General features: G+C 72.1%; 27 protein-coding genes. 18 read left to right on the top strand and 9 right to left on the bottom strand.

What is annotated here, in order from left to right:
• Window positions 1-90 precede the first annotated feature (90 nt).
• Window positions 91-1,290, top strand: a complete 1,200-nt coding sequence (gene mqnC / locus IE248_RS05185) for a cyclic dehypoxanthinyl futalosine synthase (RefSeq protein WP_190030023.1) — start codon at window positions 91-93, stop codon at window positions 1,288-1,290.
• Window positions 1,291-1,297: 7 nt separating this feature from the next.
• Window positions 1,298-1,957 carry an imidazolonepropionase-like domain-containing protein gene (locus IE248_RS05180; protein ID WP_190030022.1) on the top strand — a complete coding sequence of 220 codons (660 nt, stop codon included), beginning with the start codon at window positions 1,298-1,300 and terminating at the stop codon, window positions 1,955-1,957.
• Here IE248_RS05180 and IE248_RS05175 read toward each other — a convergent pair.
• On the bottom strand, window positions 1,923-2,231 hold the full coding sequence (locus IE248_RS05175) for a response regulator transcription factor (protein WP_073794589.1): 309 nt from the start codon (window positions 2,229-2,231) through the stop codon (window positions 1,923-1,925). The two genes, IE248_RS05180 and IE248_RS05175, sit on opposite strands and share 35 nt — an antisense overlap.
• Before the next feature lie 62 nt (window positions 2,232-2,293).
• On the bottom strand, window positions 2,294-3,286 hold the full coding sequence (locus IE248_RS05170; RefSeq protein ID WP_308438126.1) for a DUF3152 domain-containing protein: 993 nt from the start codon (window positions 3,284-3,286) through the stop codon (window positions 2,294-2,296).
• 278 nt (window positions 3,287-3,564) lie between these two features.
• On the opposite strand from IE248_RS05170, the gene IE248_RS05165 reads away from it, so the two are divergent.
• Entirely contained in the window at window positions 3,565-4,257 is a 693-nt protein-coding gene (locus tag IE248_RS05165; RefSeq protein WP_008738458.1) for a demethylmenaquinone methyltransferase, read from the top strand.
• Between the two features lie 7 nt (window positions 4,258-4,264).
• Window positions 4,265-5,176, top strand: coding sequence for a glutaminase (locus IE248_RS05160; protein ID WP_008738456.1), 912 nt, complete (start codon window positions 4,265-4,267; stop codon window positions 5,174-5,176).
• An 81-nt stretch (window positions 5,177-5,257) separates the two neighbouring features.
• On the opposite strand, the gene IE248_RS05155 is transcribed toward IE248_RS05160, so the two are convergent.
• A complete protein-coding gene (locus IE248_RS05155; RefSeq protein ID WP_190030021.1) occupies window positions 5,258-5,779 on the bottom strand; it encodes a GNAT family N-acetyltransferase in 522 nt (173 codons plus the stop codon).
• Between the two features lie 98 nt (window positions 5,780-5,877).
• Between IE248_RS05155 and IE248_RS05150 the strand changes: the two genes are divergently transcribed.
• A complete protein-coding gene (locus tag IE248_RS05150; RefSeq protein ID WP_037797999.1) occupies window positions 5,878-7,161 on the top strand; it encodes a geranylgeranyl reductase family protein in 1,284 nt (427 codons plus the stop codon).
• Between the two features lie 41 nt (window positions 7,162-7,202).
• On the opposite strand, the gene IE248_RS05145 is transcribed toward IE248_RS05150, so the two are convergent.
• Genes IE248_RS05145 through IE248_RS05125 form a run of 5 tightly spaced genes read right to left on the bottom strand, consistent with a single transcriptional unit; the run spans window position 7,203 to window position 11,144 of the window.
• Window positions 7,203-7,487, bottom strand: a complete 285-nt coding sequence (locus tag IE248_RS05145; RefSeq protein WP_037798000.1) for a hypothetical protein — start codon at window positions 7,485-7,487, stop codon at window positions 7,203-7,205.
• A 42-nt stretch (window positions 7,488-7,529) separates the two neighbouring features.
• Window positions 7,530-8,774, bottom strand: coding sequence for an ABC transporter permease (locus IE248_RS05140; RefSeq protein ID WP_073794595.1), 1,245 nt, complete (start codon window positions 8,772-8,774; stop codon window positions 7,530-7,532).
• Window positions 8,771-9,442, bottom strand: a complete 672-nt coding sequence (locus tag IE248_RS05135) for an ABC transporter ATP-binding protein (RefSeq protein WP_073773839.1) — start codon at window positions 9,440-9,442, stop codon at window positions 8,771-8,773. The genes IE248_RS05140 and IE248_RS05135 overlap by 4 nt, the downstream gene beginning before the upstream one ends.
• A complete protein-coding gene (locus IE248_RS05130; protein ID WP_190030020.1) occupies window positions 9,439-10,998 on the bottom strand; it encodes an RND family efflux transporter in 1,560 nt (519 codons plus the stop codon). The genes IE248_RS05135 and IE248_RS05130 overlap by 4 nt, the downstream gene beginning before the upstream one ends.
• A complete protein-coding gene (locus IE248_RS05125) occupies window positions 10,995-11,144 on the bottom strand; it encodes a hypothetical protein (RefSeq protein ID WP_190030019.1) in 150 nt (49 codons plus the stop codon). The genes IE248_RS05130 and IE248_RS05125 overlap by 4 nt, the downstream gene beginning before the upstream one ends.
• A 256-nt stretch (window positions 11,145-11,400) precedes the next feature.
• Here IE248_RS05125 and IE248_RS05120 point away from each other — a divergent pair, with 256 nt between their 5' ends.
• Together IE248_RS05120 and IE248_RS05115 are read left to right on the top strand one after the other, a co-directional pair.
• Window positions 11,401-11,811, top strand: a complete 411-nt coding sequence (locus tag IE248_RS05120) for a hypothetical protein (protein WP_124289194.1) — start codon at window positions 11,401-11,403, stop codon at window positions 11,809-11,811.
• 48 nt (window positions 11,812-11,859) lie between these two features.
• A complete protein-coding gene (locus IE248_RS05115) occupies window positions 11,860-12,858 on the top strand; it encodes a hypothetical protein (protein WP_190030018.1) in 999 nt (332 codons plus the stop codon).
• A gap of 116 nt (window positions 12,859-12,974) precedes the next feature.
• Here IE248_RS05115 and IE248_RS05110 read toward each other — a convergent pair whose 3' ends face one another.
• Window positions 12,975-13,835: a C40 family peptidase gene (locus tag IE248_RS05110; RefSeq protein ID WP_190030017.1), complete on the bottom strand. Its 861-nt coding sequence runs from the start codon at window positions 13,833-13,835 to the stop codon at window positions 12,975-12,977.
• A 787-nt stretch (window positions 13,836-14,622) separates the two neighbouring features.
• Between IE248_RS05110 and IE248_RS05105 the strand changes: the two genes are divergently transcribed.
• Genes IE248_RS05105 through nuoK form a run of 11 tightly spaced genes read left to right on the top strand, consistent with a single transcriptional unit; the run spans window position 14,623 to window position 25,292 of the window.
• Complete coding sequence (locus tag IE248_RS05105; protein WP_008738438.1) at window positions 14,623-14,982, top strand: NADH-quinone oxidoreductase subunit A; 360 nt, start codon at window positions 14,623-14,625, stop codon at window positions 14,980-14,982.
• Between the two features lie 15 nt (window positions 14,983-14,997).
• Entirely contained in the window at window positions 14,998-15,552 is a 555-nt protein-coding gene (locus IE248_RS05100) for a NuoB/complex I 20 kDa subunit family protein (protein ID WP_007265818.1), read from the top strand.
• Entirely contained in the window at window positions 15,549-16,271 is a 723-nt protein-coding gene (locus IE248_RS05095) for an NADH-quinone oxidoreductase subunit C (RefSeq protein ID WP_073794602.1), read from the top strand. The genes IE248_RS05100 and IE248_RS05095 overlap by 4 nt, the downstream gene beginning before the upstream one ends.
• Entirely contained in the window at window positions 16,271-17,611 is a 1,341-nt protein-coding gene (locus IE248_RS05090) for an NADH-quinone oxidoreductase subunit D (RefSeq protein ID WP_008738432.1), read from the top strand. Before IE248_RS05095 ends, IE248_RS05090 begins: the two co-directional genes overlap by 1 nt.
• Window positions 17,608-18,372 carry an NADH-quinone oxidoreductase subunit NuoE gene (gene nuoE / locus IE248_RS05085; protein WP_073773833.1) on the top strand — a complete coding sequence of 255 codons (765 nt, stop codon included), beginning with the start codon at window positions 17,608-17,610 and terminating at the stop codon, window positions 18,370-18,372. The genes IE248_RS05090 and nuoE overlap by 4 nt, the downstream gene beginning before the upstream one ends.
• A complete protein-coding gene (gene nuoF / locus IE248_RS05080) occupies window positions 18,372-19,718 on the top strand; it encodes an NADH-quinone oxidoreductase subunit NuoF (RefSeq protein WP_073794603.1) in 1,347 nt (448 codons plus the stop codon). The genes nuoE and nuoF overlap by 1 nt, the downstream gene beginning before the upstream one ends.
• Window positions 19,715-22,231, top strand: a complete 2,517-nt coding sequence (locus tag IE248_RS05075) for an NADH-quinone oxidoreductase subunit G (protein ID WP_100581841.1) — start codon at window positions 19,715-19,717, stop codon at window positions 22,229-22,231. Before nuoF ends, IE248_RS05075 begins: the two co-directional genes overlap by 4 nt.
• Complete coding sequence (gene nuoH, locus IE248_RS05070; protein WP_008738421.1) at window positions 22,228-23,598, top strand: NADH-quinone oxidoreductase subunit NuoH; 1,371 nt, start codon at window positions 22,228-22,230, stop codon at window positions 23,596-23,598. Before IE248_RS05075 ends, nuoH begins: the two co-directional genes overlap by 4 nt.
• Window positions 23,591-24,187 (top strand): NADH-quinone oxidoreductase subunit NuoI, encoded by a 597-nt coding sequence (nuoI, locus tag IE248_RS05065; RefSeq protein WP_037791373.1) that lies wholly within the window; start codon window positions 23,591-23,593, stop codon window positions 24,185-24,187. The genes nuoH and nuoI overlap by 8 nt, the downstream gene beginning before the upstream one ends.
• Complete coding sequence (locus tag IE248_RS05060) at window positions 24,184-24,996, top strand: NADH-quinone oxidoreductase subunit J (protein ID WP_073794606.1); 813 nt, start codon at window positions 24,184-24,186, stop codon at window positions 24,994-24,996. Before nuoI ends, IE248_RS05060 begins: the two co-directional genes overlap by 4 nt.
• Window positions 24,993-25,292, top strand: a complete 300-nt coding sequence (nuoK, locus tag IE248_RS05055) for an NADH-quinone oxidoreductase subunit NuoK (protein WP_008738417.1) — start codon at window positions 24,993-24,995, stop codon at window positions 25,290-25,292. The genes IE248_RS05060 and nuoK overlap by 4 nt, the downstream gene beginning before the upstream one ends.
• Window positions 25,293-25,302: the final 10 nt, after the last annotated feature.

Genomic DNA, 25,302 nt, shown 5'->3' with positions numbered 1-25,302 from the left:
CGGCCACGGCCGCTGGCGTACGCTGGATCGGTCCGACCCCGTGATTCCTTGGCCCTCCGCCTTGACCCACCGCCGAAAGGTGACGCACCGGTGACTGACCAGGCAGCTCTCCAGTCTGTCCTCGACCGCGCCGCCGCGGGGGGCCGGATCACCAAGGAAGAGGCGCTCGACCTCTACCGCCACGCTCCGCTGCACGCGCTCGGCCAGGCCGCCGACGCGGTGCGCCGCCGCCGCTACGCGGGTACCGAGCACATCGCGACGTACATCATCGAGCGGAACATCAACTACACCAACGTGTGCGTGACGGCCTGCAAGTTCTGCGCCTTCTACGCGGCCCCCAAGGACAAGAAGAAGGGCTGGTCCCGGGACCTCGACGACATCCTGCGCCGCTGCGCGGAGACCGTGGAGCTCGGCGGCACCCAGATCATGTTCCAGGGCGGGCACCACCCGGACTACGGCGTCGAGTACTACGAGCACCACTTCTCCGCCATCAAGAAGGCGTTCCCGCAGCTGGTCATCCACTCCCTCGGCGCGTCCGAGGTCGATCACATGGCCCGCATCTCGGGCGTCTCGGCGGAGGAGGCCATCCAGCGCATCCACGCCGCGGGCCTCGACTCCTTCGCGGGCGCCGGCGCCGAACTGCTCCCCGCGCGGCCGCGCAAGGCGATCGCCCCGCTCAAGGAGTCCGGCGAGCGCTGGCTGGAGATCATGGAGATCGCCCACAAGCTGGGCGTGGAGTCCACCTCCACCATGCTGATGGGCACCGGCGAGACCAACGCCGAGCGCATCGAGCACATCGCGATGATCCGGGACACGCAGGACCGCACCGGCGGCTTCCGCGCCTTCATCCCGTACACGTACCAGCCCGAGAACAACCACCTCAAGGGCCGCACCCAGGCCACGGTGTTCGAGTACCTGCGCATGATCGCGATCGCGCGCCTCTTCCTCGACAACATCGCCCACATCCAGGGCTCCTGGCTGACCGTCGGCAAGGAGGCGGGCCAGCTCTCGCTGCACTACGGCGCGGACGACCTCGGCTCGATCATGCTGGAGGAGAACGTCGTCTCCTCGGCCGGTGCCAAGCACCGCTCCAACCGCATGGAGATCATCGAGCTGATCCGCAAGGCGGGCCGCGTCCCGGCGCAGCGCGCGACCACGTACGAGCACCTCCTGGTGCACGACGACCCGGCGAACGACCCGGTCGACGACCGCGTGGTCTCGCACATCTCCTCCACGGCCATCGAGGGCGGCACGGCGCACCCCGAGCTGAAGCTCATCTCCGCCAACTGACGCGCCCGTGCTGACGCTCCACACCGCCGAACTCCTCGTCCCGGGGGCGCGCTCCGCCGCGCTGCCCGGTGGCGCCGTCCTGGTCGAGGGCGATCTGATCGCCCGCCTCGGGCCGTACGAGGAGCTCGCGGCGGCCTGCCCGCACGCGCGGGTCCGGCGCTGGCCCGGAGTGCTGACCCCGGGCCTGCTGGTGCGCGGCGGGGACACCCTGCTGGAGCGGACGTACTACCCGGACGATCCGTACGAGGTCACCGAGCTCGGCGCCGACCCGATCGGCGGGGAGGCCGCGCTGGCCGACCTCAAGCTCACCGAGGCCCGCTGGGGGCACAGCGCCCGGCGCGGCACGCAGAAGCTGCTGGCGCGCGGGGTGGTGGCGGTGACGGGGCGGTTCGCGATCCCGGCGGTGCGGACGGCGGTGGCCCGCTCGGGGCTGGCGGTCCTGCCCCCGGCCGCCGCCACCGGAGCGGAGCCCTCGCCGGAGCCCTCTCTGGACCCGTTCGCCGGGCGGGAGTCGGCCGCGGAGGCTTTCCACGGGCTGCTGGAAGCGGGCGCTCCGGCCCGCTTCGCGGCCTTCGCCGTCGCGGACCCGGCAGAGCTGCTGGCCCGGGGCGCGACCACCTGCGTGGCCACGGTCATCGGGGGACGGCTGCTGCACCGCCGCCGCTAAGGCCGCCGGGTCTGGTGCCCTCGCGGGCCAGGGCGGCCAGCAGGCAGGCCTGGAGGCGGCTGATCCCGCCCAGCTTGGCCCGTATGTTGTGGACGTGGAACTTGACCGTGCTGACGGACAGTTGCAGCTCGCCGGCCAGCTCCGCGTTCGAGGCGCCGGTCGCCAGGCACAGGAACACGGCCGACTCCTGCTCGGTCAGCTGGACCTCGCCCCGCACCTCCTCCCCGCCGCGGGGCGGAAACCAGGCCGGGACGCTGAAGCTGACGACGCGCACGGTTCCCACTCCTCGCCCCCGGCCGCTGCCCCGGGGGTCGGGTCACCGGCTCTTCCTGTGTCCTAGAGGACGCGCGGGCCCGACAGGTAGGTTCCCTTCCGGTCGAACGGCCAGGCGTTCGCCGTACAGCCGAGCAGCCCCTTGATCTGCTGCATCATCGCGGGCGCCGGCTGCCCCGGCCCCGGGCAGGTCTCGTGCTCGCGGCCGATCTCGTGCCCCACCTCGTGGTTGACGATCAGCGCCCGGTACTCCTCCACCGGGCCGCTGAACTGCGGAGATCCCTTCTGCCAGCGCTTGAGGTTCACCACCACCGTGTGACCGGCCCGGCAGTTGGTCTCGCCCTTGAGCTCGGGGGTGACCACCTCGCACAGCCGGTCGGTGGTGGTGGGCGTGGCGATCTTCACGGTGAAGTCCACCGGCTGTCCGGCTCCGGCCAGTTGGAACCCGTACGCCGGGTCCTTGATCCAGCCCCGCTCGTCCCCGAGGATCGCCTCGACGGACCGGGCGGCGGTGTCCGGGTCCACCCCGCTGCCCTCCTCCACCTCGACCCGCCAGCGCCGTACGGGGCCCTTGCCCTGGGGCTGCCCCGACGCGGAGGAGGCCCCGAAGGTGCCGGGACCGGTCGTGGGGACGGGCGCGGAGGCCGAGGCCGACGGCGAGGACGACGCGGAGGCCGAAGCGCCGCCGGAGGGGGTACCGGCCGGCGAGGAGGCGGAACCGGGTGTGCCGCTCGTAGCCGCCGAGGGGGCCGTCGGGCCCTGGCCGCCCTGTGCGCTCGGCGCCCCGCCCACCACACCGCCCGCCGCCGGCGAGGGGCCCGCCTCCGCCCCGGACTCCGGGGCCGCGCGGCCCTCCGCGACGGCCTTGGTCCCGCTCGCCGGGGCCAGGGCGTACGCGGTGCCCATCAGTGCGACGAGCGCCGCCGAGCCCATGACCGTACGGCGCAGCCGCTTGCGGCGTTCGGCGGCCCGGCGCCCGGCGCGGGTGGCGGGGGCGCCGGTGGAGCGGCCGGTGGAGCGGCTGCTGGAACGACCGGTGGTATGGCCTGCCGGCATGGTGTGAAGCCCTTTGTTCATGGAGGGCCACCGAGTGTGACCCCGGGCGGCGCCCGCGGCGTACCGGCGATCACCGCCCCGGCCGACCGGCTGCCCGCGGCCAGTCAACGGGGCGGGCGCCGCCCCGCGTAACTGTCCTCCAGGCCAGTTGTGCCGGGCCGATCCGCGGCGCGGCGCAAGGCCCCGGCCCGTGGGGCCCGGCGCGGGCGGCGGGCCGGGCCTGCGAAGATGGGTGCGTTGACCGCCGATCCGCATCGCACACCGAGGGGCGAACGCCAGTGACAAGGGCTTCCCTGGAAAAGCAGCCGCACGAAGTCGCCTCGATGTTCGACGGTGTGGCGGCGAACTACGACCTCACCAACGACGTCCTCTCCCTCGGCCAGGCCCGGCTGTGGCGCAAGGAGGTCGCCAAGGCGGTCGGCGCGCGCCCCGGGCACACGGTGCTGGACCTGGCCGCCGGAACCGCGACCTCCTCGCTGCCCTTCGCCGCGACCGGCGCGTACGTCGTCCCCTGCGACTTCTCCCTCGGCATGCTCCGCGAGGGCAAGAAGCGGCACGCCTGGCTGCCGCTGACCGCCGGCGACGCGACGCGGCTGCCGTTCAAGGACGACGTCTTCGACACCGTGACGATCTCCTTCGGGCTGCGCAACGTCCAGGACACCGACGCGGCGCTGCGCGAGTTGTACCGGGTCACCAAGCCGGGCGGGCAGGTCGTGATCTGCGAGTTCTCGCAGCCCACCTGGTCCCCCTTCCGGACGGTCTACACCGAGTACCTGATGCGGGCCCTGCCGCCGGTGGCCCGCGCGGTGTCCTCCAACCCCGACGCGTACGTGTACCTCGCCGAGTCCATCCGCGCCTGGCCGGACCAGCCCGCGCTGGCCCAGCTGCTCCAGAAGGCCGGCTGGTCGAAGGTGGCCTGGCGGAACCTGAGCGGTGGCATCGTGGCGCTGCACCGCGGCACCAAGGCGTAGCACGCACGTGGACTACCAGCGGCTGCTGGAGCGGATCGAGGCGGACATCGCCCCGCTGGTGGGCAGCGGAACACCCGCCGAGTACATTCCGGCGCTCGCGACCGTGGACCCCGCGCAGTTCGGGATGGCGATCGCCGACCTCGAAGGGAACGTCTTCGGGGTCGGGGACTGGCGGGTCCCGTTCTCCGCGCAGTCCATCACCAAGGTGTTCGCCCTGGCCCTGGCGCTCGCGGAGGGCGGCGACAGCCTGTGGGAGCGGGTGGGCCGGGAGCCGTCCGGCAACCCGTTCAACTCGCTCGTGCAGCTGGAGTACGAGAACGGCATCCCGCGCAACCCGTTCATCAACGCGGGCGCGCTCGTGGTGACCGACCGGCTCCAGACCCTGACGGGCGACGCGAGCAGCGAGCTGCTGGAGTTCCTGCGGGAGGAGAGCGGCAACCCCGAGGTCGGCTTCGACGCGGAGGTGGCCGCCTCCGAGCAGGAGAACGGGGACCGCAACGCGGCCCTGGCCCACTTCATGGCCTCGTACGGGAACATCGACAACCCCGTGCCGGCGCTGCTGGACCACTACTTCTGGCAGTGCTCCATCGAGATGAGCTGCGCCGACCTGGCCCGCGCGGGGCGGTTCCTGGCCCGGCACGGGCTGCGCGCCGACGGCACCCGGCTGCTGACGCGGAGCGGGGCGAAGCAGATCAACGCGGTGATGCTGACCTGCGGGACGTACGACGCGGCGGGGGAGTTCGCCTACCGGGTCGGCCTGCCGGGCAAGAGCGGTGTCGGCGGCGGCATCGTCGCGGTCGTCCCCGGCCGCTGCACCCTGGCGGTCTGGAGCCCCGGCCTGGACTCCCAGGGCAACTCGGTCGCGGGCGTGGCCGCCCTGGACCGCTTCACCACCCTGACGGGCCTGTCCGTCTTCTGACGCGCGGCCCGCACGGCCCGCGCGGCTCGCAGGGGCTCACACAAGGCGTGGCGCCGCGCGGGGCGTGGCGCCACGCCCCCGTCAGGCGAGGGACAGCGCGTAGCGGCGGCCCGGGTTGCCGCCCGGGGTGAGGAACTCCTCGGCGAGGTCCATGCCGAGCCGCTCCGCCACCGCCACGGAACGCGTGTTCCGGGCGTCGATCATCGCGACCACGTACGGAACCCCCGCCTCGCGGAGCCGGTCGAGGGTGGCCAGCGCGGCGGCGTACGCGTACCCCTTGCCCCACGCGGAGCGGCCCAGCCGCCAGCCGATCTCGATCTCCCCGACCGGTCCCCACTCCTTGCGGGGCCACGGCTGGGCGCCGGTGAACCCGATCACCGCCCCCTGCGCGTCCAGCAGCGTCCACATGCAGTAGCCGAGCTGGGCGTCGTGCATGCGCTGGCGCGCCGTGAACTCCTCGTAGACGGACAGTTCGGCGGGGCCGCCGAGGAACTCCATGACGTCGGTGTCGTCGAAGACGGTGTGCCAGGCGTGCGCGTCCTCGTCAGTGGGCACGCGGAGCTGTACGGCCGGGAGCAGCGGCCGGGTCGGCGAGGTGGTCACAGGGGCAGCCCTTCGGATCGCGATCTCTTCCGCTGCATAGACTGCGACATGTCCTGTGCCGTTGGGCACCCTTTATCGAGCCTTCGGGAGACCCCGCAGTGACCGAGCCCCTCTCCGAACACTCCGCGGATGTGATCGTCGTCGGGGCCGGGCCCGCCGGCTCCACCACGGCCTACTACCTCGCCAAGGCCGGACTGGACGTCCTGCTCCTGGAGAAGACCGCGTTCCCGCGCGAGAAGGTGTGCGGCGACGGCCTGACCCCGCGCGCCACGAAGCAGCTGGTCGCGATGGGCATCGACATCTCCGAAGAGGCCGGCTGGCTGCGCAACAAGGGCCTGCGGATCATCGGCGGCGGCCAGCGGCTCCAGCTGGACTGGCCGGAACTCGCCTCCTACCCGGACTACGGACTCGTCCGCAAGCGCGACGACTTCGACGAGACCCTCGCCCGCCAGGCCCAGAAGGCCGGCGCCCGGCTGTACGAGCGCTGCAACGTCGGCGAGCCCGTCCGCGACCCGCGCACCGGCCACATCACCGGTGTGCAGGCGAAGGTCGGCGAGGAGAAGACCGCCGTCACCTTCAGCGCCCCGCTCGTGGTCGCCGCCGACGGCAACTCCTCGCGGCTGTCGCTGGCGATGGGCCTGCACCGGCGCGAGGACCGCCCGATGGGCGTCGCCGTCCGTACGTACTTCACCTCGCCCCGCCACGACGACGACTACCTGGAGTCCTGGCTGGAGCTGTGGGACCGGCGCGGCGCGCAGGACCGGCTGCTGCCCGGCTACGGCTGGATCTTCGGCATGGGCGACGGCACCTCCAACGTCGGCCTCGGCATCCTCAACTCCTCCTCCGCCTTCAAGGAGCTGGACTGGCGCGAGGTCCTCAAGGCCTGGTGCGCCTCGATGCCGCAGGACTGGGGCTACACCCCGGAGAACATGACGCAGCCCATCCGGGGCGCGGCCCTGCCGATGGCCTTCAACCGGCAGCCGCACTACACCAAGGGCCTGCTGCTGGTCGGCGACGCGGGCGGGCTCGTCAACCCGTTCAACGGCGAGGGCATCGCCTACGCGATGGAATCGGGCCAGATCGCGGCCGACGTCATCGTGCAGGCGCACGCCCGGGCCACCCCGGCCCAGCGCGAGCTGGCCCTGCACAGCTACCCGAAGGTGCTCAAGGAGACCTACGGCGGCTACTACACGCTGGGCCGCGCCTTCGTGAAGCTGATCGGCAACCCGAAGGTCATGAAGATCGCCGCCCAGCGCGGCCTGACCCACCCGGTGCTGATGCGGTTCACGCTGAAGATGCTGGCCAACCTGACCGACCCCACGGGCGGCGACGCGATGGACCGCGTCATCAACGGCCTCTCGAAGGTGGCCCCGAAGGCCTGACGCGGCGCGGGCCGGCCGGCGGGTGCCGGCCGGCCCCGGCGCTAGGTGGTGGGGCGGGGCGGGGTCGGGGCGTCCTGGGGCGGGGTGTGCTCCTGCGGGGCTTCGTGCACCGTGCGGACGCAGCGGGTCAGCAGGGCCAGGCCGCCGAGCAGCAGCGCCGCCGAGGCCGCCCAGCCCACGCCGAGCGTGACGGGGTGGCCCGGGCCGTTCCAGGGGCGGGCGGTGGTCAGGAGCCAGCCGCCGATCGCGAGGAGCGCGAGCCCGGCGGCGGCCGGGACGGCGGTGGGGTCGCCGGTGCCCTGGTCCTCGTACGGTTCGGTGATCACGGGACCACCACCTCCAGGGGTCATTCGGTCAGACATGCCCCGCTATCTTCGCAAAGCCTCGGCCGGTTCGATACGGGCCGCCCGCCAGGCGGGATGGAGACCGGCCAGCAGCCCCGTGAGCAGCCCGGCGAGCGGGGCGGCGGCGACGGTGGCCGGGTGGATGACCGGGGTCCAGTCGCGGACCAGGGACACCCCGACGACGGTGAGTTCGCCGAGGGCGGTGCCGACCAGCCCGCCGAGCGCGCCCAGGGCGGCGGACTCGGTGAGGAACTGCGCCCACACGTGCCGACCCCGGGCGCCGAGCGCGCGCCGCAGCCCGATCTCCCCGGTCCGCTCCAGGACGGCGACCAGGGTGGTGTTGGCGATCCCGACCGCGCCGATGACCAGGCAGATCCCGGCGAGCAGCAGGAACAGCGCGCTGAGGTCGGAGGTCACCCCGGAGCGCAGCACCCGGGGATCGGGCGGCGGTACGGCCTTCAGGTACTCGGGGTGGTCGGGGCGCAGGGCGAGCGGGACGAGGCCGGCGACCTGCCGGGCGGCCCCGAGCTCGGTGTCGATCAGCAGGCTCGCGGAGGCCGGCCCGGGCGGCCCCCACAGCTCCTCGGCGGTGGCGCGGGGGACCAGCACCGACAGCAGGTGCTCGGGCCTGCGCTCGACGTCCGCGATGATCCCGGCCACCGTGAACGGCTCCTGGCCGATGTGGACGACGGGGCGGGTGGCGAGGGTGGTGATGCCGAGGCGGTCGGCGACGCCGCTGCCGAGGACGGCGACGCGCTGGTGCGTCCGCTCGGCGAACTCGTCGTAGAGCCGGCCCTGCCGCAGGGTGGGCGCGAGGGCGGCGACGGCCCCGGGGGAGGCGGCGACGACGGCGGTGCCCCCGCCCCCGGCCCCGCCCTCCGCCGCGCCGGCGCCGGCGCCGGTGGGGAGCGAGCCGACGGCGGTCCCGGGGTCCAGCCGTACGGTCCACAGGACCCCGGCGTGCGCGATGCCGGCGACCTGGCGCAGCCGCTGCTCGGCGTCGGCGGGGAAGGCGGGACCGGCGAACTCGTCGTGCTCGGCGGCGACGTCCTGGACGCTCACCTCGGTGGCGGTCAGGAGGTTGAAGCGGCCGTCGATCCGGGAGGAGAGGGTGGCGGTGAGCCCCAGCACGGCCACGAAGCTGCCGACGCCGAGGACGGTGCCGAGCGCGGTGAGCACGGCCCGGCCGGGGCGGCGCAGGATCCCGGCGAGCGCCTCGGAGAGGGTGTCGCGGGCGGACAGCCGGGTGGTGCGGACGGGAGGGGTCACGCGCGGAGCCGTCCGTCGTGGAGGGTGACCGTCCGGTGGCCGCGGGCGGCGACCCCGGGGTCGTGGGTGATGACGACGACGGTCATCCCGGCGCCGTGCAGCTCGTCCAGCAGGGCGAGCACGGAGGCGGCGTTCGCGGAGTCCAGATTGCCGGTCGGCTCGTCGCAGAGCAGCAGCGAGGGCCTGCCGACGAGGGCCCGGGCGATGGCCACGCGCTGGCGCTCGCCGCCCGAGAGCCGGCCGGGGACGGCGTCGGCGCGGTGCGCCAGCCCGACCTGGGCGAGTACCTCGCGGGCCCGGACGAGGCGCTCCTTGCGGGGGACTTCGGTGTACAGCATGGCCAGGGTGACGTTCTCCAGGGCGGAGCGGTGGGGCAGGAGGTGGAAGGCCTGGAAGACGAACCCGATGCGGCGGCCGCGCAGCGCGGCCCGGCTGCGGTCGGGCAGCGCGGCGGTGTCGATGCCGTCGAGGAGGTAGCGGCCGCAGGTGGGGGAGTCGAGCAGCCCGGCGACGTTCAGGAACGTGGACTTGCCGGAGCCGGAGGGCCCGACGACGGTGACGAACTCACCGCGCGGGACGCGCAGATCGCACGGCCGCAGCGCCGCGACGGCCGGTGGCCCGGGGTAGGTGAGCCCGACCCCGCGGAACTCGATCACGGGCGCCGTCATCTGCCCGCCCCCCGCGGCGCGGCCGCGCCGGGCGCGGTGCCGATGACGACCTTCGTGCCGGGGGCGAGGTCGGCCGGCCGGGCCGGGGTCACGGCGATGAAGCCGTCGCCGCTGGTGCCGGTACGGACCTCGACGCGGCGCTGCGTGCCGTCGGCGGCGCGGGCGGTGACGACCGTACGGCCGTCCGCCCCGGCGGAGACGGCGGTGACGGGGACGACGAGGGCCTCGCCGTCGGTGGCGGCGGACTCGACGGTCAGCCGTACGTCCTGCCCGGCGAAACCGGCGGGCAGCGGCTGCCCGGCGCGGACGACCATCCGGTAGCCGAGGTCGCCCCCCGGGGGCTGCGGCGCGGGGGACCGCTCGGCGGCGACGACGGCCACCGCGCCGCGGGTGTCGCTGCCCGCGAGTTCGGAGGAGATCACCACCGGCATCCCGGGGCGCAGCAGCTGCCTCTTGTCGTCCTTCAGGTAGGCCTCCACGACGAGCTCCCCGGCGGACAGGGTCAGCACCGGCCCGGACACGGTGGCGCCGACCTGCGCGGCCACCGCCGCGACACGGGCGGGGAACCCGCGCAGGAACACGGCCTCGGCGGCGGGCAGCATCGGCCCGTCGGCCGCCTCCGCCGCGGCGAGGCCCTCCTGCGCCTCCCGCAGCGCCTCCAACGCCCGCTCCCGCTCCCGCCGAACCCCCTTCCCGGCCCCGGCGCCGGATACGGACCCTGTCCCGGTCCCGGTCCCGGCGCCAGCCTCGGGCTCGGGCGCCTTCCCGGCCCCGACCTCAGACCCAGCCCCGGACCCAGACCCAGCCCTGGCTTCGGGCCCGGCGCCCTTCCCGGCCCCCGCCCCCGCCCCGGCCCCGGCCCCAGCCCCGGACCCCGCCACGGCGGGCTTGCCGGTCGGGGCCGGGGTGCCCGGCGACCCGGGGGCCGTCGGGGAGGACGGGGCGGGGGTGGGGGGTTCGGGCGGGGTTTCGGTGTCCTCCAGGGCCCAGCGCGCCGCGCGGACCGCGTCCCGGGCCGCCTTCACGGTGGCCGGGCCGTCCTTGAGGGCGGGGAGCGGGGCGTAGCCGACGGCGCGGTAGAGCTCCGCGAGGGCCGCCTTCGTGCCCGGGCCGAAGACCCCCGCCGCGTCGTGGCCCGTGCCGTGGCCCAGCTCGCGCAGCGCCGCCTGGACCTGCGCGACGTCGTCGCCCGTCGCCCCCGGCACCAGGTCCCGGTACATCGGCACCGCGCCGCGCAGCGCGAACACCGGCCGCCCCGACACCTCGGCCAGCAGCCGCCCCGCCGCGACCGGATCCCCGGCCTTCAGCGGCAGCTTCGTCACCACCCCCGGCGGGGCCACCGTCACGCTCTGGTCCGCGACCACCGTCCCCCGCGTCACCACCGTCTCCGCGAGCACCCGCCGCTCCACCTCCGCGGTCAGCACCCCCTGCGCCGGCGGCCCGGCCTCCGCCGCCAGCTGTGCCGGGGATTTCACCACCGCCGTGGCCAGCAGGGCGCCGGCCGCCATCAGCACGGCCCCGCCGACGACCCCGAATACCCCGCGCCGCCCCCTCATTCCCGCTCCGCCTCCTTCCGCGGTATCGATTCGCCCTCGCGCGGCGCCCCGTATTCCGTGGGGACGAAGAAGCCCTCCTTCTTCAGGCAGTCGCAGGAGGAGATGGCGGCCGCGGCGGGCGGCGGGCAGAAATGGCGTGCGCGCACGACGGTGATTCCCTTGCGGAGATAGAAGTGGAATTCGCGCGTCCGTGGAGGGGCGGCACAGAGGGCGCGGCCAGATGGTAGGGAGACCGGATCACGGGCGACAAGTCGCGTGCAAGCCAAGTCACATGACTGACCATCAGGCGAGAAACCGCCTGTTGTGGCGCCCGGCCGGACTGTTGAATCCCGGCCGGGCGGAAACCGCGATCGCGGCCCGCCGCCCCGCACCGTATTTCACCCGAAGAGTGAGGAACGCGTGATGAACAAGGCAATGCGCAGGCTGGCGTCGGGCTTTATGGCTGTCGTCTCGGTGGGCGGAGTGCTTATTGGATCAGCCGCTTCCGCATCCGCGATGGGCAAGGACGGCACCCTGGATGCCGACGAGTTCGGCCTTTTCTACTACGCGGGCCGATCGGGCTGTGTCTTCGACCTCTATGGCGAGGACCGGAACTTCAGCGACGACAAGTTCAAGGGGTCCTGCACGGGCTCCGGTTTCCTCGTGAACGACAACACCGAGTCCTACCGGAACCGGGACGCCTACGCCTGGAAGGTGGCCACCGACAAGGACCTCGACGGGAACGTCGGGGAGATCCCCTCCAAGTACGAGGGCAACGCCTCGGCCACCTTCAAGAACAAGATCAGCTCCTCCACCTACACCCTGCACCCCTGATCCGAGCCCCGGTCACCGCCACCCGAACCCCGCGAAGGAGCCCGCGCGATGCGCAACGCCCGCCGCCCCCGGCCCGCCGTCCTGGCCGCCGCACTGCCGACGGCCCTGGCGGCCGCGCTCCTGGCCGGCTGCGCGGACCCGGGCGGCGGCGCGGCCGGGGGCGGTGAGCCGCCGCTCGGCACGGTCGAGCTCAACCCCGCCACCGCCTCGATCTCGTTGCCCATGGACGCGTACACGGACTCCGAGGCCGAGGCGGTGCGGATGGGCCGCGTCCAGGAGGGCCTGGTCTCGCGGTGCATGGCCCGGTACGGGTTCGCGTACGAGGGCCCGCGGCCGGCCGCGGGCCCCGCCGGCGCGGCCTCCGAGGACCGCCACCGGTACCTCTTCGGGCTCGCCGATCCGGCGTACGCGGCCGCCCACGGCTACGACAAGGGCGCGGCCACCGGCATGACCGGGGGAAAGCGGGAGAAACCGCCCGCCCCGCAGCTGAGCGACAGCGCGTACGCCGTCATGCACGGCGAACGGCGCGGCGCCGCCCCGGCCGGCGGGCGGGCCCCCGACGCCGCCACCGAGGAGGAGGCGGCGGGGACGGACAGCGGCATCGAGGTCGGCGGGCGCAGGGTGCCGGCCGGCGGCTGCGGCCGGGAGGCGTACCGCAAGCTCTACGCGCCGACGAAGGACAGCGTGGACCTGCTGTTCACGTTCGGGCTGGCCTCGGAGGCGCACGACCGCTCCAAGCGGGACTCCCGGGTCGCCGGGGTGCTCGCCAAGTGGTCGGCCTGCATGGACAAGTCGGGCTACACCGGGATCAAGTCCCCGTACGACGTCGTCGACGGGCTCGGCCTGCAGGACGACAAGGGAGGCGCCAGGGCGGTCGCGGTGGCCACGGCGGACGTGAGGTGCAAGCGCGAGGTGAACCTGGTCGGCGTCTGGGCGGCGGTGGAGAAGGCCTACCAGGAACGGCTCGTGGAGGAGCACGCGCAGACGCTGGCCCTCTACCGGGAGCAGCGCGACGCCCGCTTCGAGCTGGCGGCGGACCTCGGCTGACCAAAGGCTGACAAAACGCCAGAAGAGGGCCGCGAAAGGGCCGGTACTCCACCCCCGAGCGGGGGAGTACCGGCCCTTTCGTACGCCTCGGAGGCGTCAGACGGTGCTCAGAGGCCTCACAGGACGCGGACGGCGCCCGTCGGACGGTCGTAGCTCATCGGGCGCTCGACGATGCCCGTGCTGGGGTTCTGGGCGCCCACGAAGTTGCCGCCGCCGACGTAGATGGCGACGTGGTAGGCGCTGCCCTTGCTGCCCCAGTACAGGATGTCGCCCGGCTGAAGGTTGCTCAGCGACACGGAGGTGCCGGCCAGGGACTGCGACTGCGAGGTGCGGTCGAGGGAGATGCCGGCCTGGCGGTACGCGGCCTGGACGAGGCCGGAGCAGTCGTACGCGGAGGAGCCGGTGGCGCCCATGACGTACGCCTTGCCGACCTGGGCGCGCGCGAAGTTCACGATGGCCGCGGCGGAGCCGGTGGCCGGGGTGCTGGAGCCGGAGGAGGCCCTGGACGGCGCGGTGGCCTTGCCGGAGCCCGAGTTCGACGCGGACGCGGTCGTCAGCGAGGAGCGGTCGGTGCTGCGGTTGGCGCGGTCGGCCGCCGCCTGGCGGTCCGCCTCGTCCTTGAGCTTCTTCTCGGCGTCGGCCTTCTTCTGGGCCTCTTCCTTGGCTTCCTTCGCCTCGGCGGCGGCTCCCGTACGGGCGTCCTCCTCCTGGGCGTTCAGCTCGCCTTCGAGGGCTGCCGCGCGGGTGTTCTCGGCGGCCGTGGTGACGGCGGAGGCGACGTCGGAGGCCAGGTCCATGTCGAGGACCGGCATTTCGAGCGTCGTCTCCGTCACGGGCTCGGCGCTGGGGGACGCGCTCGCCGTGCCGGCCATGGCCAGGGTGCTGAGGACGCCACCGGCAACTCCGGCGCGAACCGCGAGCTTCGAGGCGCTGCGGCGGGGCTTCCGGTGGCTGGGTATGTGAGCGGTGTGGGACATGAGGACAACCGGTATCAGGGGGTTGCCGTCCGCTTCAAGAAACGTGGTCTGCGCCACAGTTGCGCCGGAGGGGGTTTAACGAGGCGCCCGATGGGCGCTGCTGACGCCGTAAAGGACGAAACGGACACGGTGTCGAAAGCCTGTGATCATGGGGTTTCAGCAATAAGTCCGAATTGATCTGACGCTTACCATTCACCGCTACTGATGGCCAAGCCCTCGATCGGCGGCCCGATTTTCGAGTGGCGCAGGTCACAGCAATGTCACGCCACAGGGCCGCTGTGGCCGGGCCGTGACCCTCCTGTGAGGGAGTCGCCGGGTTCGTGAACGGATGCACACCCTCCGTACACCCCCCGCGGGACCCTCCGCGTGATCCCCGGGCGTCCACTTCCGTCCTCGCGGGCTCCCTCGACCGGGCGACGCGGATCCCTTTACCCGCCCCGGCACCCCCTTGCAAATTTGCCTGTAAGTGGCATGTTTGATAGTGCGACCTCGCGTCTACCTGCGGTAACGCCCCCGGATGTCACCTTTGGTGATCATGTGGATGCTTCGCGTATGTAGATCACCACTCATCGGACTTCATGATCGTTCGTCAGGTGGTAGAGATCACAAACTCGTTGTTGTTACCCGTGTCGCAGATCACAGACCGGCAGGCATAAGATGCGCACCAGTCCGGCTTGTGAACTGCCTCACATGCGATCTCGTTGAGTTGGGCGATCTTCGCGAGGCGGCGCACGCGGCGCCGGCACAGCGGTCCATCGGTCAAGGACGACTGGAAGGAGCGAGGAGCGTGAATGCGTACGCGCCCATCCTCGTGCTCGGCGCCCTCGGCGCAGGGTTTGCGATCTTCTCCGTGGTCATGGCCACGCTGATCGGCCCGAAACGGTACAACCGGGCGAAGCTCGAAGCCTACGAGTGCGGCATCGAGCCCACACCGGTCCCGGCCGGCGGCGGTCGCTTCCCCATCAAGTACTACCTGACGGCGATGCTCTTCATCGTCTTCGACATCGAAGTTGTCTTCCTCTACCCCTGGGCCGTCACCTTCGACTCCCTGGGGATCTTCGGGCTCGTCGAGATGCTGCTCTTCGTGCTCACCGTCTTCGTCGCCTACGCCTACGTCTGGCGCCGCGGCGGCCTGGAATGGGACTGAGGGGCTGAATTTTCCATGGGACTGGAAGAGAAGCTGCCGAGCGGCTTTCTGCTGACCACCGTCGAACAGGCCGCGGGCTGGGTGCGCAAGTCATCCGTCTTCCCGGCCACCTTCGGCCTCGCGTGCTGCGCCATCGAGATGATGACCACCGGAGCGGGCCGGTACGACCTGGCCCGCTTCGGCATGGAGGTCTTCCGCGGCTCCCCGCGCCAGGCCGACCTGATGATCGTGGCCGGCCGGGTCAGCCAGAAGATGGCGCCCGTACTGCGGCAGGTGTACGACCAGATGCCCGCTCCCAAGTGGGTCATCTCCATGGGCGTTTGCGCCTCTTCGGGCGGAATGTTCAACAACTACGCGATCGTCCAGGGCGTCGACCACATCGTGCCCGTGGACATCTATCTGCCCGGCTGCCCGCCCCGCCCCGAGATGCTGATGGACGCGATCCTCAAGCTCCACCAGAAGATCCAGGGCTCGAAGCTCGGAGTGAACCGGGAAGAGGCGGCGCGCGAGGCGGAGGAGGCGGCCCTCAAGGCCCTCCCCACCATCGAGATGAAGGGGTTGCTCCGGTGAGCGACGACCCGGCCGTGGAGAACGGCAACAACGTGCCCGCGCCCAGGGGCACCGCCGGACCCGAGGTGATCCGCGTCCGCAAGGGCATGTTCGGCGCCGGGGGCGGCGGCGACACCAGCGGCTACGGCGGCCTCGTCCGCACCGTGGCCCTGCCCGGCGCGAGCGTCCGCCCGTACGGCTCGTACTTCGACGAGGTCGCCGACGAGCTCGAAGGCGCCCTGGAGGAACAGGGCCTCGTCCCCGGGAACGCCATCGAGAAGACGGTGGTCGACCGGGGCGAGCTCACCTTCCACATCGCCCGCGAACACCTCGTCCAGGTGGCCTCCACCCTGCGCGACGACCCCGCCCTGCGCTTCGAGCTGTGCACCGGCGTCTCCGGCGTGCACTTCCCCGGCGACAAGGGCCGCGAACTGCACGCCGTCTACCACCTGCGCTCGATCACCCACGGCCGCGTGGTGCGCCTGGAGGTCTCGGCCCCGAACGGCGACCCGCACGTCCCCTCGCTCGTCGCGGTCTACCCGACCAACGACTGGCACGAGCGCGAGACGTACGACTTCTTCGGCCTGATCTTCGACGGGCACCCGGCGCTCACCCGGATCATGATGCCGGACGACTGGCAGGGCTTCCCGCAGCGCAAGGACTACCCGCTCGGCGGGATCCCCGTCGAGTACAAGGGCGCCCAGATCCCGGCTCCCGACCAGCGGAGGTCGTACAGCTGATGTCCACGTCGAACCACGCCTCCTCGAACGCCGCCTCCTCCCGCGAGACGACCGAAGGCACCGTCTACACCGTCACCGGCGGCGACTGGGACGAGATCGTCCAGTCCGCGGCCCGTGCCGACGACGAGCGGATCGTCGTCAACATGGGCCCGCAGCACCCGTCCACCCACGGGGTGCTCCGCCTGATCCTGGAGATCGACGGCGAAACGGTCACCGAGGCCCGCTGCGGAATCGGTTACCTGCACACCGGCATCGAGAAGAACCTCGAATTCCGGAACTGGACGCAGGGCACCACCTTCGTGACGCGCATGGACTACCTGACGCCGTTCTTCAACGAGACGGCGTACTGCCTGGGCGTCGAGAAGCTGCTCGGCATCACCGACCAGATCCCGGACCGCGCCACCGTCCTGCGCGTCCTGCTGATGGAGCTCAACCGGCTCTCCTCCCACCTGGTGTGCATCGCCACCGGCGGCATGGAGCTGGGCGCGACCACGATCATGATCTACGGCTTCCGCGACCGCGAGCTGATCCTCGACATCTTCGAGCTGATCACCGGCCTGCGCATGAACCACGCGTTCATCCGCCCCGGCGGCCTCGCCCAGGACCTGCCCCCGGGCGCCGTCGACCAGCTGCGCGACTTCGTGAAGACCATGAAGAAGAACCTGCCGGAGTACGACAAGCTCGCCACCGGCAACCCCATCTTCAAGGCCCGCATGCAGGACGTCGGCTACCTCGACCTCACCGGCTGCATGGCCCTCGGCGCCACCGGCCCGATCCTGCGCTCGGCCGGCCTGCCGCACGACCTGCGCAAGTCGGATCCGTACTGCGGCTACGAGAACTACGAGTTCGACGTGCCGACCACCGAGAGCTGCGACTCCTACGGGCGGTTCCTGATCCGCCTGGAGGAGATGCGCCAGTCGCTCCGGATCGTCGAACAGTGCCTGGAGCGCCTGGAGCCCGGCCCGGTCATGGTCGCCGACAAGAAGATCGCCTGGCCCGCGCAGCTCGCGATGGGCCCGGACGGCCTCGGCAACTCCCTCGACCACATCCGCACCATCATGGGCACCTCCATGGAGGCCCTCATCCACCACTTCAAGCTGGTGACCGAGGGCTTCCGGGTACCGGCCGGCCAGGCCTACGCGGCCGTCGAGTCCCCCAAGGGCGAGCTCGGCGTGCACGTCGTCTCCGACGGCGGCACCCGCCCCTACCGGGTCCACTTCCGCGACCCGTCCTTCACCAACCTTCAGGCCATGGCCGCGATGTGCGAGGGCGGCCAGGTCGCCGACGTCATCGTCGCCGTCGCCTCCATCGACCCCGTGATGGGAGGCGTCGACCGATGACCGCCAGTCCTCAGACCCCAGGGGTCTCCCTGGGCATGCCCCAGCTGCCGGCCCCCGATTTCCCGGCCGACGTACGCGCCCGGCTCGAAGCGGACGCCAGGGAGGTCATCGCCCGCTACCCCGACAGCCGCTCCGCGCTGCTGCCGCTGCTGCACCTGACGCAGTCCGAGGAGGGCTACGTCTCCCGCACCGGCATCCGGTTCTGCGCCGAGGTCCTCGGGCTGACCACCGCCGAGGTCACGGCCGTCGCCACCTTCTACACGATGTACCGGCGGGGACCCTCGGGCGACTACCAGGTCGGCGTCTGCACCAACACGCTGTGCGCCGTCATGGGCGGCGACGCCATCTTCGAGGAGCTCAAGGAGCACCTCGGGGTCGGCAACAACGAGACCACCCCGGACGGCAAGGTCACGCTGGAGCACATCGAGTGCAACGCGGCCTGCGACTACGCCCCCGTGGTGATGGTCAACTGGGAGTTCTTCGACAACCAGACCCCCCAGTCCGCCAAGGCCATGGTGGACGACCTGCTCGCCGGCCGCCCGGTCGCCCCGACCCGGGGCGCGCCGCTGTGCACGTACAAGGAGACCGCCCGGATCCTGGCCGGGTTCCCGGACGAGCGCCCGGGCGCGGTCGAGGCGAGCGGCGGCGCCGGCCCCGCCTCCCTGATCGGCCTGCGCATCGCGCGCGGCGAGACCCCGGAGCACGGCAGGGTCGTGCACCCGCGTGGCGAGTCCGCGGCCGACACCGAGGAGGGGGAGTGATGACCGTGACCACCGAGATGCACGAGAACGGCGCCCCGGAGAAGCTGCTGGCACCCGTGCTGTCCGCGTTCTGGGACGAGCCGCAGTCGTGGACGCTGGAGACCTACCGGCGCCACGAGGGCTACGAGGGCCTGCGCAAGGCGCTCGCGATGACCCCGGACGACCTCATCGCCTACGTCAAGGACTCGGGCCTGCGCGGCCGGGGCGGCGCGGGCTTCCCCACCGGAATGAAGTGGCAGTTCATCCCGCAGGGCGACGGAAAGCCGCACTACCTCGTCGTGAACGCGGACGAGTCGGAGCCGGGAACCTGCAAGGACATCCCCCTCCTCTTCGCCAACCCGCACTCCCTCATCGAGGGAATGATCATCGCCTGCTACGCGATCCGGTCGGAGCACGCCTTCATCTACCTGCGCGGCGAGACCGTGCCGGTCCTGCGCCGCCTGCACGAGGCCGTGCGGGAGGCGTACGAGGCCGGCTACCTCGGAACGGACATCCTCGGGAGCGGGCTGAAGCTCGACATCACGGTGCACGCGGGGGCGGGCGCGTACATCTGCGGTGAGGAGACGGCGCTGCTCGACTCCCTCGAAGGCCGGCGCGGCCAGCCCCGGCTTCGTCCTCCCTTCCCCGCCGTCGAGGGGCTCTACGCCTGCCCCACTGTCGTCAACAACGTCGAGTCCATCGCCTCGGTTCCCGCGATCCTGAACCGGGGCAAGGACTGGTTCAAGGCGATGGGGACCGAGAAGTCCCCCGGCTTCACGCTGTACTCGCTCTCCGGGCACGTCGTCGGCCCCGGCCAGTACGAGGCCCCGCTCGGCATCACCCTGCGCCAGCTCCTCGACATGAGCGGCGGGATGCGCCCCGGGCACCGGCTGAAGTTCTGGACCCCGGGCGGCTCCTCCACCCCGATGTTCACCGACGAACACCTCGACGTCCCGCTCGACTACGAGGGCGTCGGCGCCGCCGGCTCGATGCTCGGCACCAAGGCCCTCCAGTGCTTCGACGAGACGACCTGCGTCGTGCGCGCCGTCACCCGCTGGACCGAGTTCTACGCGCACGAGTCCTGCGGCAAGTGCACTCCGTGCCGCGAAGGCACGTACTGGCTGGTCCAGCTGCTGCGCGACATCGAGGCCGGCAAGGGCGTCATGTCGGACCTCGACAAGCTGAACGACATCGCCGACAACATCAACGGCAAGTCGTTCTGCGCCCTCGGCGACGGCGCCGCCAGCCCGATCTTCTCCTCGCTCAAGTACTTCCGCGAGGAGTACGAGCAGCACATCACGGGCAAGGGCTGCCCCTTCGACCCCAAGAAGTCGACCCTCTGGGCTGACACGGAGGTGAACGCGTGACCGTCACCAGTAACGCCCCCGCCGGTGGCGGCGAGGCAGCGGAGCGGCCGAAGGCCGCCGAGAACACGGTCTCCCTGACCATCGACGGCATCGAACTCTCGGTGCCCAAGGGGACCCTGGTCATCCGGGCCGCCGAGCAGATCGGCATCGAGATCCCCCGGTTCTGCGACCACCCCCTCCTCGACCCGGTCGGCGCCTGCCGGCAGTGCATCGTCGAGGTCGAGGGCCAGCGCAAGCCGATGGCCTCCTGCACCATCACCTGCACCGACGGCATGGTCGTCAAGACGCAGTTGACCTCCCCGGTCGCCGAGAAGTCCCAGCGCGGTGTGATGGAGCTGCTGCTCATCAACCACCCGCTGGACTGCCCGGTCTGCGACAAGGGCGGCGAGTGCCCGCTGCAGAACCAGGCGATGTCGCACGGGCAGAGCGACTCCCGTTTCGACGGCAAGAAGCGCACGTACGAGAAGCCGGTCGCGATCTCCACGCAGGTGCTGCTCGACCGCGAACGGTGCGTGCTGTGCGCGCGCTGCACCCGCTTCTCCACGCAGGTGGCCGGCGACCCGATGATCGAGCTCCTGGAACGCGGCGCGCTCCAGCAGGTCGGCATCGGCGAGGGCGACCCCTTCGAGTCGTACTTCTCCGGCAACACCATCCAGATCTGCCCCGTCGGCGCCCTCACCTCGGCCGCCTACCGGTTCCGCTCCCGCCCGTTCGACCTCGTCTCCTCCCCGAGCGTGTGCGAGCACTGCGCGGGCGGCTGCGCGACCCGGACCGACCACCGGCGCGGCAAGGTGCTGCGCCGGCTGGCCGCCGAGGACCCCGAGGTCAACGAGGAGTGGATCTGCGACAAGGGCCGCTTCGGGTTCCGCTACGCGCAGCGCCCCGACCGGCTCACGACCCCGCTGGTGCGCGGCTCCGACGGGGTGCTCGCCCCGGCGAGCTGGCCCGAGGCCCTGGAGGCCGCGGCCGCCGGGCTCGCCGCCGCGCGCGGCCGGGCCGGCGTGCTGACCGGCGGCCGGCTCACCGTCGAGGACGCCTACGCGTACGCCAAGTTCGCCCGGGTCGTCCTCGACACCAACGACATCGACTTCCGGGCCCGGGTCCACAGCGCTGAGGAGGCCGAGTTCCTGGCCGCCACCGTCGCCGGCACCGGCCTGGACCTCGACGGGCGCGGAGTGACGTACGCGAGGCTGGAGGCGGCGCCCGCCGTCCTGCTCGCCGGGATCGAGTCCGAGGAGGAGGCCCCCGGGGTCTTCCTGCGGCTGCGCAAGGCCCACCGGAGGCACAAGCAGCGGACCTTCGCCCTCGCCCCGTTCGCCACCCGGGGCCTGGACAAGGCGGGCGGCACCCTGCTGGCCGCCGCCCCCGGCACCGAGCCCGAGTGGCTCGACGCCCTGGCGTCCCGGACCGGCCTGGAGGCCGGCGGGGCCGAGGCCGCCGAGGCGCTGCGGCTGCCCGGCGCGGTCCTCGTCGTCGGGGAGCGCCTCGCGGGCGTGCCCGGCGCGCTGACCGCCGCCGTACGGGCCGCCGCCGCCACCGGGGCCTCGCTCGTGTGGATCCCGCGCCGGGCCGGGGAGCGGGCCGCCGTCGAGGCGGGCGCGCTGCCGTCGCTGCTGCCCGGCGGCCGCCCGGCCACCGATCCGCGGGCCCGCGAGGAGGTCAGGTCGGCCTGGGGCCTGGAGGAACTCCCGCACCGCTACGGCCGTGACACCGGGCAGATCGTCGAGGCCGCCGCCGTACGCGAACTCTCCGCCCTGCTCGTCGCGGGCGTCGAGGTCACGGACCTGCCGGACCCGGCCCGCGCCCGGACCGCGCTGGAGGAGGCGTTCGTCGTCTCCCTGGAGCTGCGGCCCGGCGAGGTCACCGACCACGCCGACGTGGTCCTGCCGGTCGCCGCCGTCGCCGAGAAGGCGGGCGCGTTCATCAACTGGGAGGGCAGGGTCCGCCCGTTCGAGGCGGCCCTCAAGCCCGACCAGATGACCCGCCGGCTCGCCCCCGCCGACCACCGCGTGCTGCACATGCTGGCCGACGCGGCGGAGCGGCCGATCGCGCTGCCCGACGTACACGCCGTACGCCGGGAGCTCGACCGGCTCGGCCCGTGGGCCGGGGAGCGCGCCGAGGAGCGGTCCACCGGCGCGGAGCCGCTGCCCCGCCCCGGCGCGGGCGAGGCGGTCCTCGCGGGCCACCGGCTCCTCCTCGACCAGGGCCTGCTCCAGGAGGGCGACGAGGCCCTCGCCGGCACCCGGCACGAGGCGAACGCCCGGCTGTCGGCCGCCACGGCCGCCGAGACGGGCGTCAAGGACGGCGACGTCCTCGCGGTCACCGGCCCGGCCGGCTCCGTGGAACTCCCGCTCCGGATCACCGAGATGCCCGACCGGGTGGTCTGGCTCCCGCTGAACTCCACCGGCCGGGGCGTCCTCGCCGACGCCGGGGCCCGCCCGGGCACCCTCGTACGGATCGGCCCGGCGACGCCGGCCGACAGCAGCGGCACCGATGCGGAGGTGGGCGCGTGAACGCGGTACAGCTCGCTGCCGAGGACCTCTCCCTGTTCGGCAGGGACGTCTGGTGGCTGGTCGTCGTCAAGGCGGTGTTCTGCTTCGCCTTCCTGATGGTGACCGTGCTCTTCTCCATCGTCTGGGAGCGCAAGGTCGTCGCCTGGATGCAGCTGCGCATCGGCCCCAACCGGCACGGCCCCTGGGGCATGCTCCAGTCGCTCGCCGACGGCGTGAAGCTGATGCTCAAGGAAGACCTCATCGTCAAGCGGGCCGACAAGGTCGTCTACGTCCTGGCCCCGATCATCGCGGCGATCCCGGCCTTCATGGCCATCGCGGTGATCCCCTTCGGCCCGGCCGACGACCAGGTCTCGATCTTCGGCCAGCGCACCACGATGCAGCTCACCGACCTGCCGATCGCGATGCTCTACGTCCTCGCGGTGGCCTCGGTCGGCATCTACGGCATCGTCCTCGCCGGCTGGTCCTCGGGCTCGACGTACCCCCTGCTCGGCGGCCTGCGCTCCTGCGCCCAGATGATCTCGTACGAGATCGCGATGGGCGCGGCCTTCGCCTCGGTCTTCCTCTACTCCGGGTCGATGTCGACCTCGGCGATCGTCGAGGCGCAGGCGGACCGCTGGTACGTCATCCTGCTGCCGGTCTCCTTCATCATCTACGTCATCACGATGGTCGGCGAGACGAACCGCGCCCCCTTCGACATGCCGGAGTCCGAGGGCGACCTGGTCGGCGGCTTCAACACCGAGTACTCCTCCATCAAGTTCGCGCTGTTCATGCTGGCCGAGTACGTCAACATGGTCACCGTCTCGGCGGTCTCGGTCACCCTCTTCCTCGGAGGCTGGCGGGCCCCGGCGCCCATCTCCACCTACTGGGAGGGCGCGAACCACGGCTGGTGGCCGATGCTCTGGTTCGTCATCAAGGTCCAGCTGCTGCTCTTCTTCTTCATCTGGCTGCGCGGCACGCTGCCCCGGGTCCGCTACGACCAGCTGATGAAGCTCGGCTGGAAGGTCCTGATCCCGGTCTCCGTGGTCTGGCTGATGCTCGTCGCCACCGTCCGCGCGCTGCGGAACGAGAACTACGACTTCCAGGAGATCGTGCTCTACGTCGGCGGCGGCGTCATCGCGATCCTGCTGCTGTCCTTCGTCGCGGACCTCTTCCGCGACAAGAAGGAGAAGGCGGCCGCCGAGGAAGCCGGGAAGGCCGCGACGGAGGCGGTCTTCGACCCGCTGGCGGGCGGGTTCCCCGTACCGCCCAAGCCCGGCCAGGAGCTGGCACCCGTACCGCGCAGGCGGCCCCGCTCGGAGCGGGAGCTGATTGTCAGTGGCGGGACGAATACTGACAGTGACCGAGAGGAGGGTGCTGAGAATGCCTGACGCGGAGAACGAGAAGTGGCAGAACCCGGTGGCCGGCTTCGGCGTGACCTTCAAGGCCATGTTCAAGAAGCGCCTCACCGAGCAGTACCCGGAGCAGCCGAAGACCACCGCGCCGCGCTTCCACGGCCGGCACCAGCTCAACCGGCACCCCGACGGTCTGGAGAAGTGCATCGGGTGCGAACTGTGCGCCTGGGCCTGTCCCGCCGACGCCATCTACGTGGAGGGCGCGGACAACACCGAGGAGGAGCGCTACTCCCCGGGCGAGCGGTACGGCGCGGTCTACCAGATCAACTACGCCCGCTGCATCCTGTGCGGGCTGTGCATCGAGGCCTGCCCGACCCGCGCGCTGACGATGACGAACGAGTTCGAACTCGCCGACGCCAGCCGCGAATCGCTCATCTACACCAAGGAGCAGCTGCTCGCCGGTCTGACCGAGGGCATGGTCGAGGCCCCGCACTCGATCTTCCCCGGCACGGACGAGCAGGACTACTACCGGGGACTGGTGACCGGAGCGGCTCCCGGTACGGAGCGGCAGGTCGCGGTCTCGAAGGGCGAGAAGGCGGCGCCCTCCGAGGGGGTGGGGGCGTGAGCACGATCGCCGCCGCCGCGACGGTCACCTCCACGGGGGAGGCCGTGCAGTTCTGGGTCCTCGGCACCGTCGCCGTCATCGGCGCCCTGTCCACGATCCTGATGAAGAAGGCCGTGCACAGCGCGCTCAGCCTCGCCGGGACGATGATCATCCTGGCGGTCTTCTATCTCGCCAACGGGGCGTACTTCCTGGGCGTCGTCCAGGTCATCGTCTACACCGGCGCCATCATGATGCTGTTCCTCTTCGTGGTCATGCTCGTCGGCGTCACCGCAGCGGACTCCCTCAAGGAGACCCTCAAGGGCCAGCGCTGGATGGCCCTGCTGTGCGCCCTCGGCTTCGGCACCCTGCTGATCGCCGGCATCGCCCACGCCCGGCTGAACCACTTCAACGGGCTCGGCCGGATCAACTCCGGCGGGCACGTGGAGGGCCTGGCCACCCTGATCTTCACCAAGTACGTGTTCGCCTTCGAGATCACCGGCGCCCTGCTGATCACCGCGGCCGTCGGCGCGATGGTGCTCACCCACCGCGAGCGCACCGAGCGGGCCGCCACCCAGCGCGAACTCGCCGAGCGGCGCGTCCGCGAGGGCGTCCAGCTCCCGCCGCTGCCCGCCCCCGGTGTCTACGCCCGGCACAACGCGGTCGACGTCGCCGGTCTGCTGCCGGACGGCACCCCGTCCGAGCTGACCGTCAGCAAGACGCTGCGCGCCCGCGGCCAGATCCGGGACGTCTCCAGTCAGGCGCTCAGCGACCTGAAGGCGCTGGAACAGGCCTCGGCGGAGCGCCTCGGCCGTGAGGAGGCATCCCAGTGAATCCGGTCAACTACCTGTACCTGGCCGCCCTGCTGTTCACCATCGGGGCCTCCGGCGTCCTCATCCGGAAGAACGCGATCGTGCTGTTCATGTGCGTCGAGCTGATGCTCAACGCCTGCAACCTCGCCTTCGTCGCCTTCTCCCGGATGCACGGCAACCTCGACGGCCAGATCATCGCGTTCTTCACGATGGTCGTCGCCGCCGCGGAGGTCGTGGTGGGCCTCGCGATCATCGTGTCGCTCTTCCGTACCCGCCACTCGGCCTCGGTCGATGACGCCAGCCTGATGAAGCTGTAAGGGGCGTTCA

The organism is Streptomyces goshikiensis (genome assembly GCF_014650555.1).
In the GTDB taxonomy this organism is placed as follows: Bacteria; Actinomycetota; Actinomycetes; order Streptomycetales; family Streptomycetaceae; genus Streptomyces; species Streptomyces goshikiensis.
Note: the sequence above shows the minus strand (reverse complement) of the source record. Positions and strands in the feature narration are given on the sequence as shown.

Bases quoted from the DNA above. Each gene is read 5' to 3' on its own strand.
- IE248_RS05170 (WP_308438126.1), bottom strand. From the start codon at position 3,286: ATGCCGGCAGGCCATACCACCGGTCGTTCCAGCAGCCGCTCCACCGGC.
- IE248_RS05135 (WP_073773839.1), bottom strand. From the start codon at position 9,442: ATGACGGCGCCCGTGATCGAGTTCCGCGGGGTCGGGCTCACCTACCCC.
- IE248_RS05130 (WP_190030020.1), bottom strand. From the start codon at position 10,998: ATGAGGGGGCGGCGCGGGGTATTCGGGGTCGTCGGCGGGGCCGTGCTG.
- IE248_RS05120 (WP_124289194.1), top strand. From the start codon at position 11,401: ATGAACAAGGCAATGCGCAGGCTGGCGTCGGGCTTTATGGCTGTCGTC.
- IE248_RS05115 (WP_190030018.1), top strand. From the start codon at position 11,860: ATGCGCAACGCCCGCCGCCCCCGGCCCGCCGTCCTGGCCGCCGCACTG.
- IE248_RS05110 (WP_190030017.1), bottom strand. From the start codon at position 13,835: ATGTCCCACACCGCTCACATACCCAGCCACCGGAAGCCCCGCCGCAGC.
- IE248_RS05100 (WP_007265818.1), top strand. From the start codon at position 14,998: ATGGGACTGGAAGAGAAGCTGCCGAGCGGCTTTCTGCTGACCACCGTC.
- IE248_RS05090 (WP_008738432.1), top strand. From the start codon at position 16,271: ATGTCCACGTCGAACCACGCCTCCTCGAACGCCGCCTCCTCCCGCGAG.
- nuoE (WP_073773833.1), top strand. From the start codon at position 17,608: ATGACCGCCAGTCCTCAGACCCCAGGGGTCTCCCTGGGCATGCCCCAG.
- nuoF (WP_073794603.1), top strand. From the start codon at position 18,372: ATGACCGTGACCACCGAGATGCACGAGAACGGCGCCCCGGAGAAGCTG.
- nuoI (WP_037791373.1), top strand. From the start codon at position 23,591: ATGCCTGACGCGGAGAACGAGAAGTGGCAGAACCCGGTGGCCGGCTTC.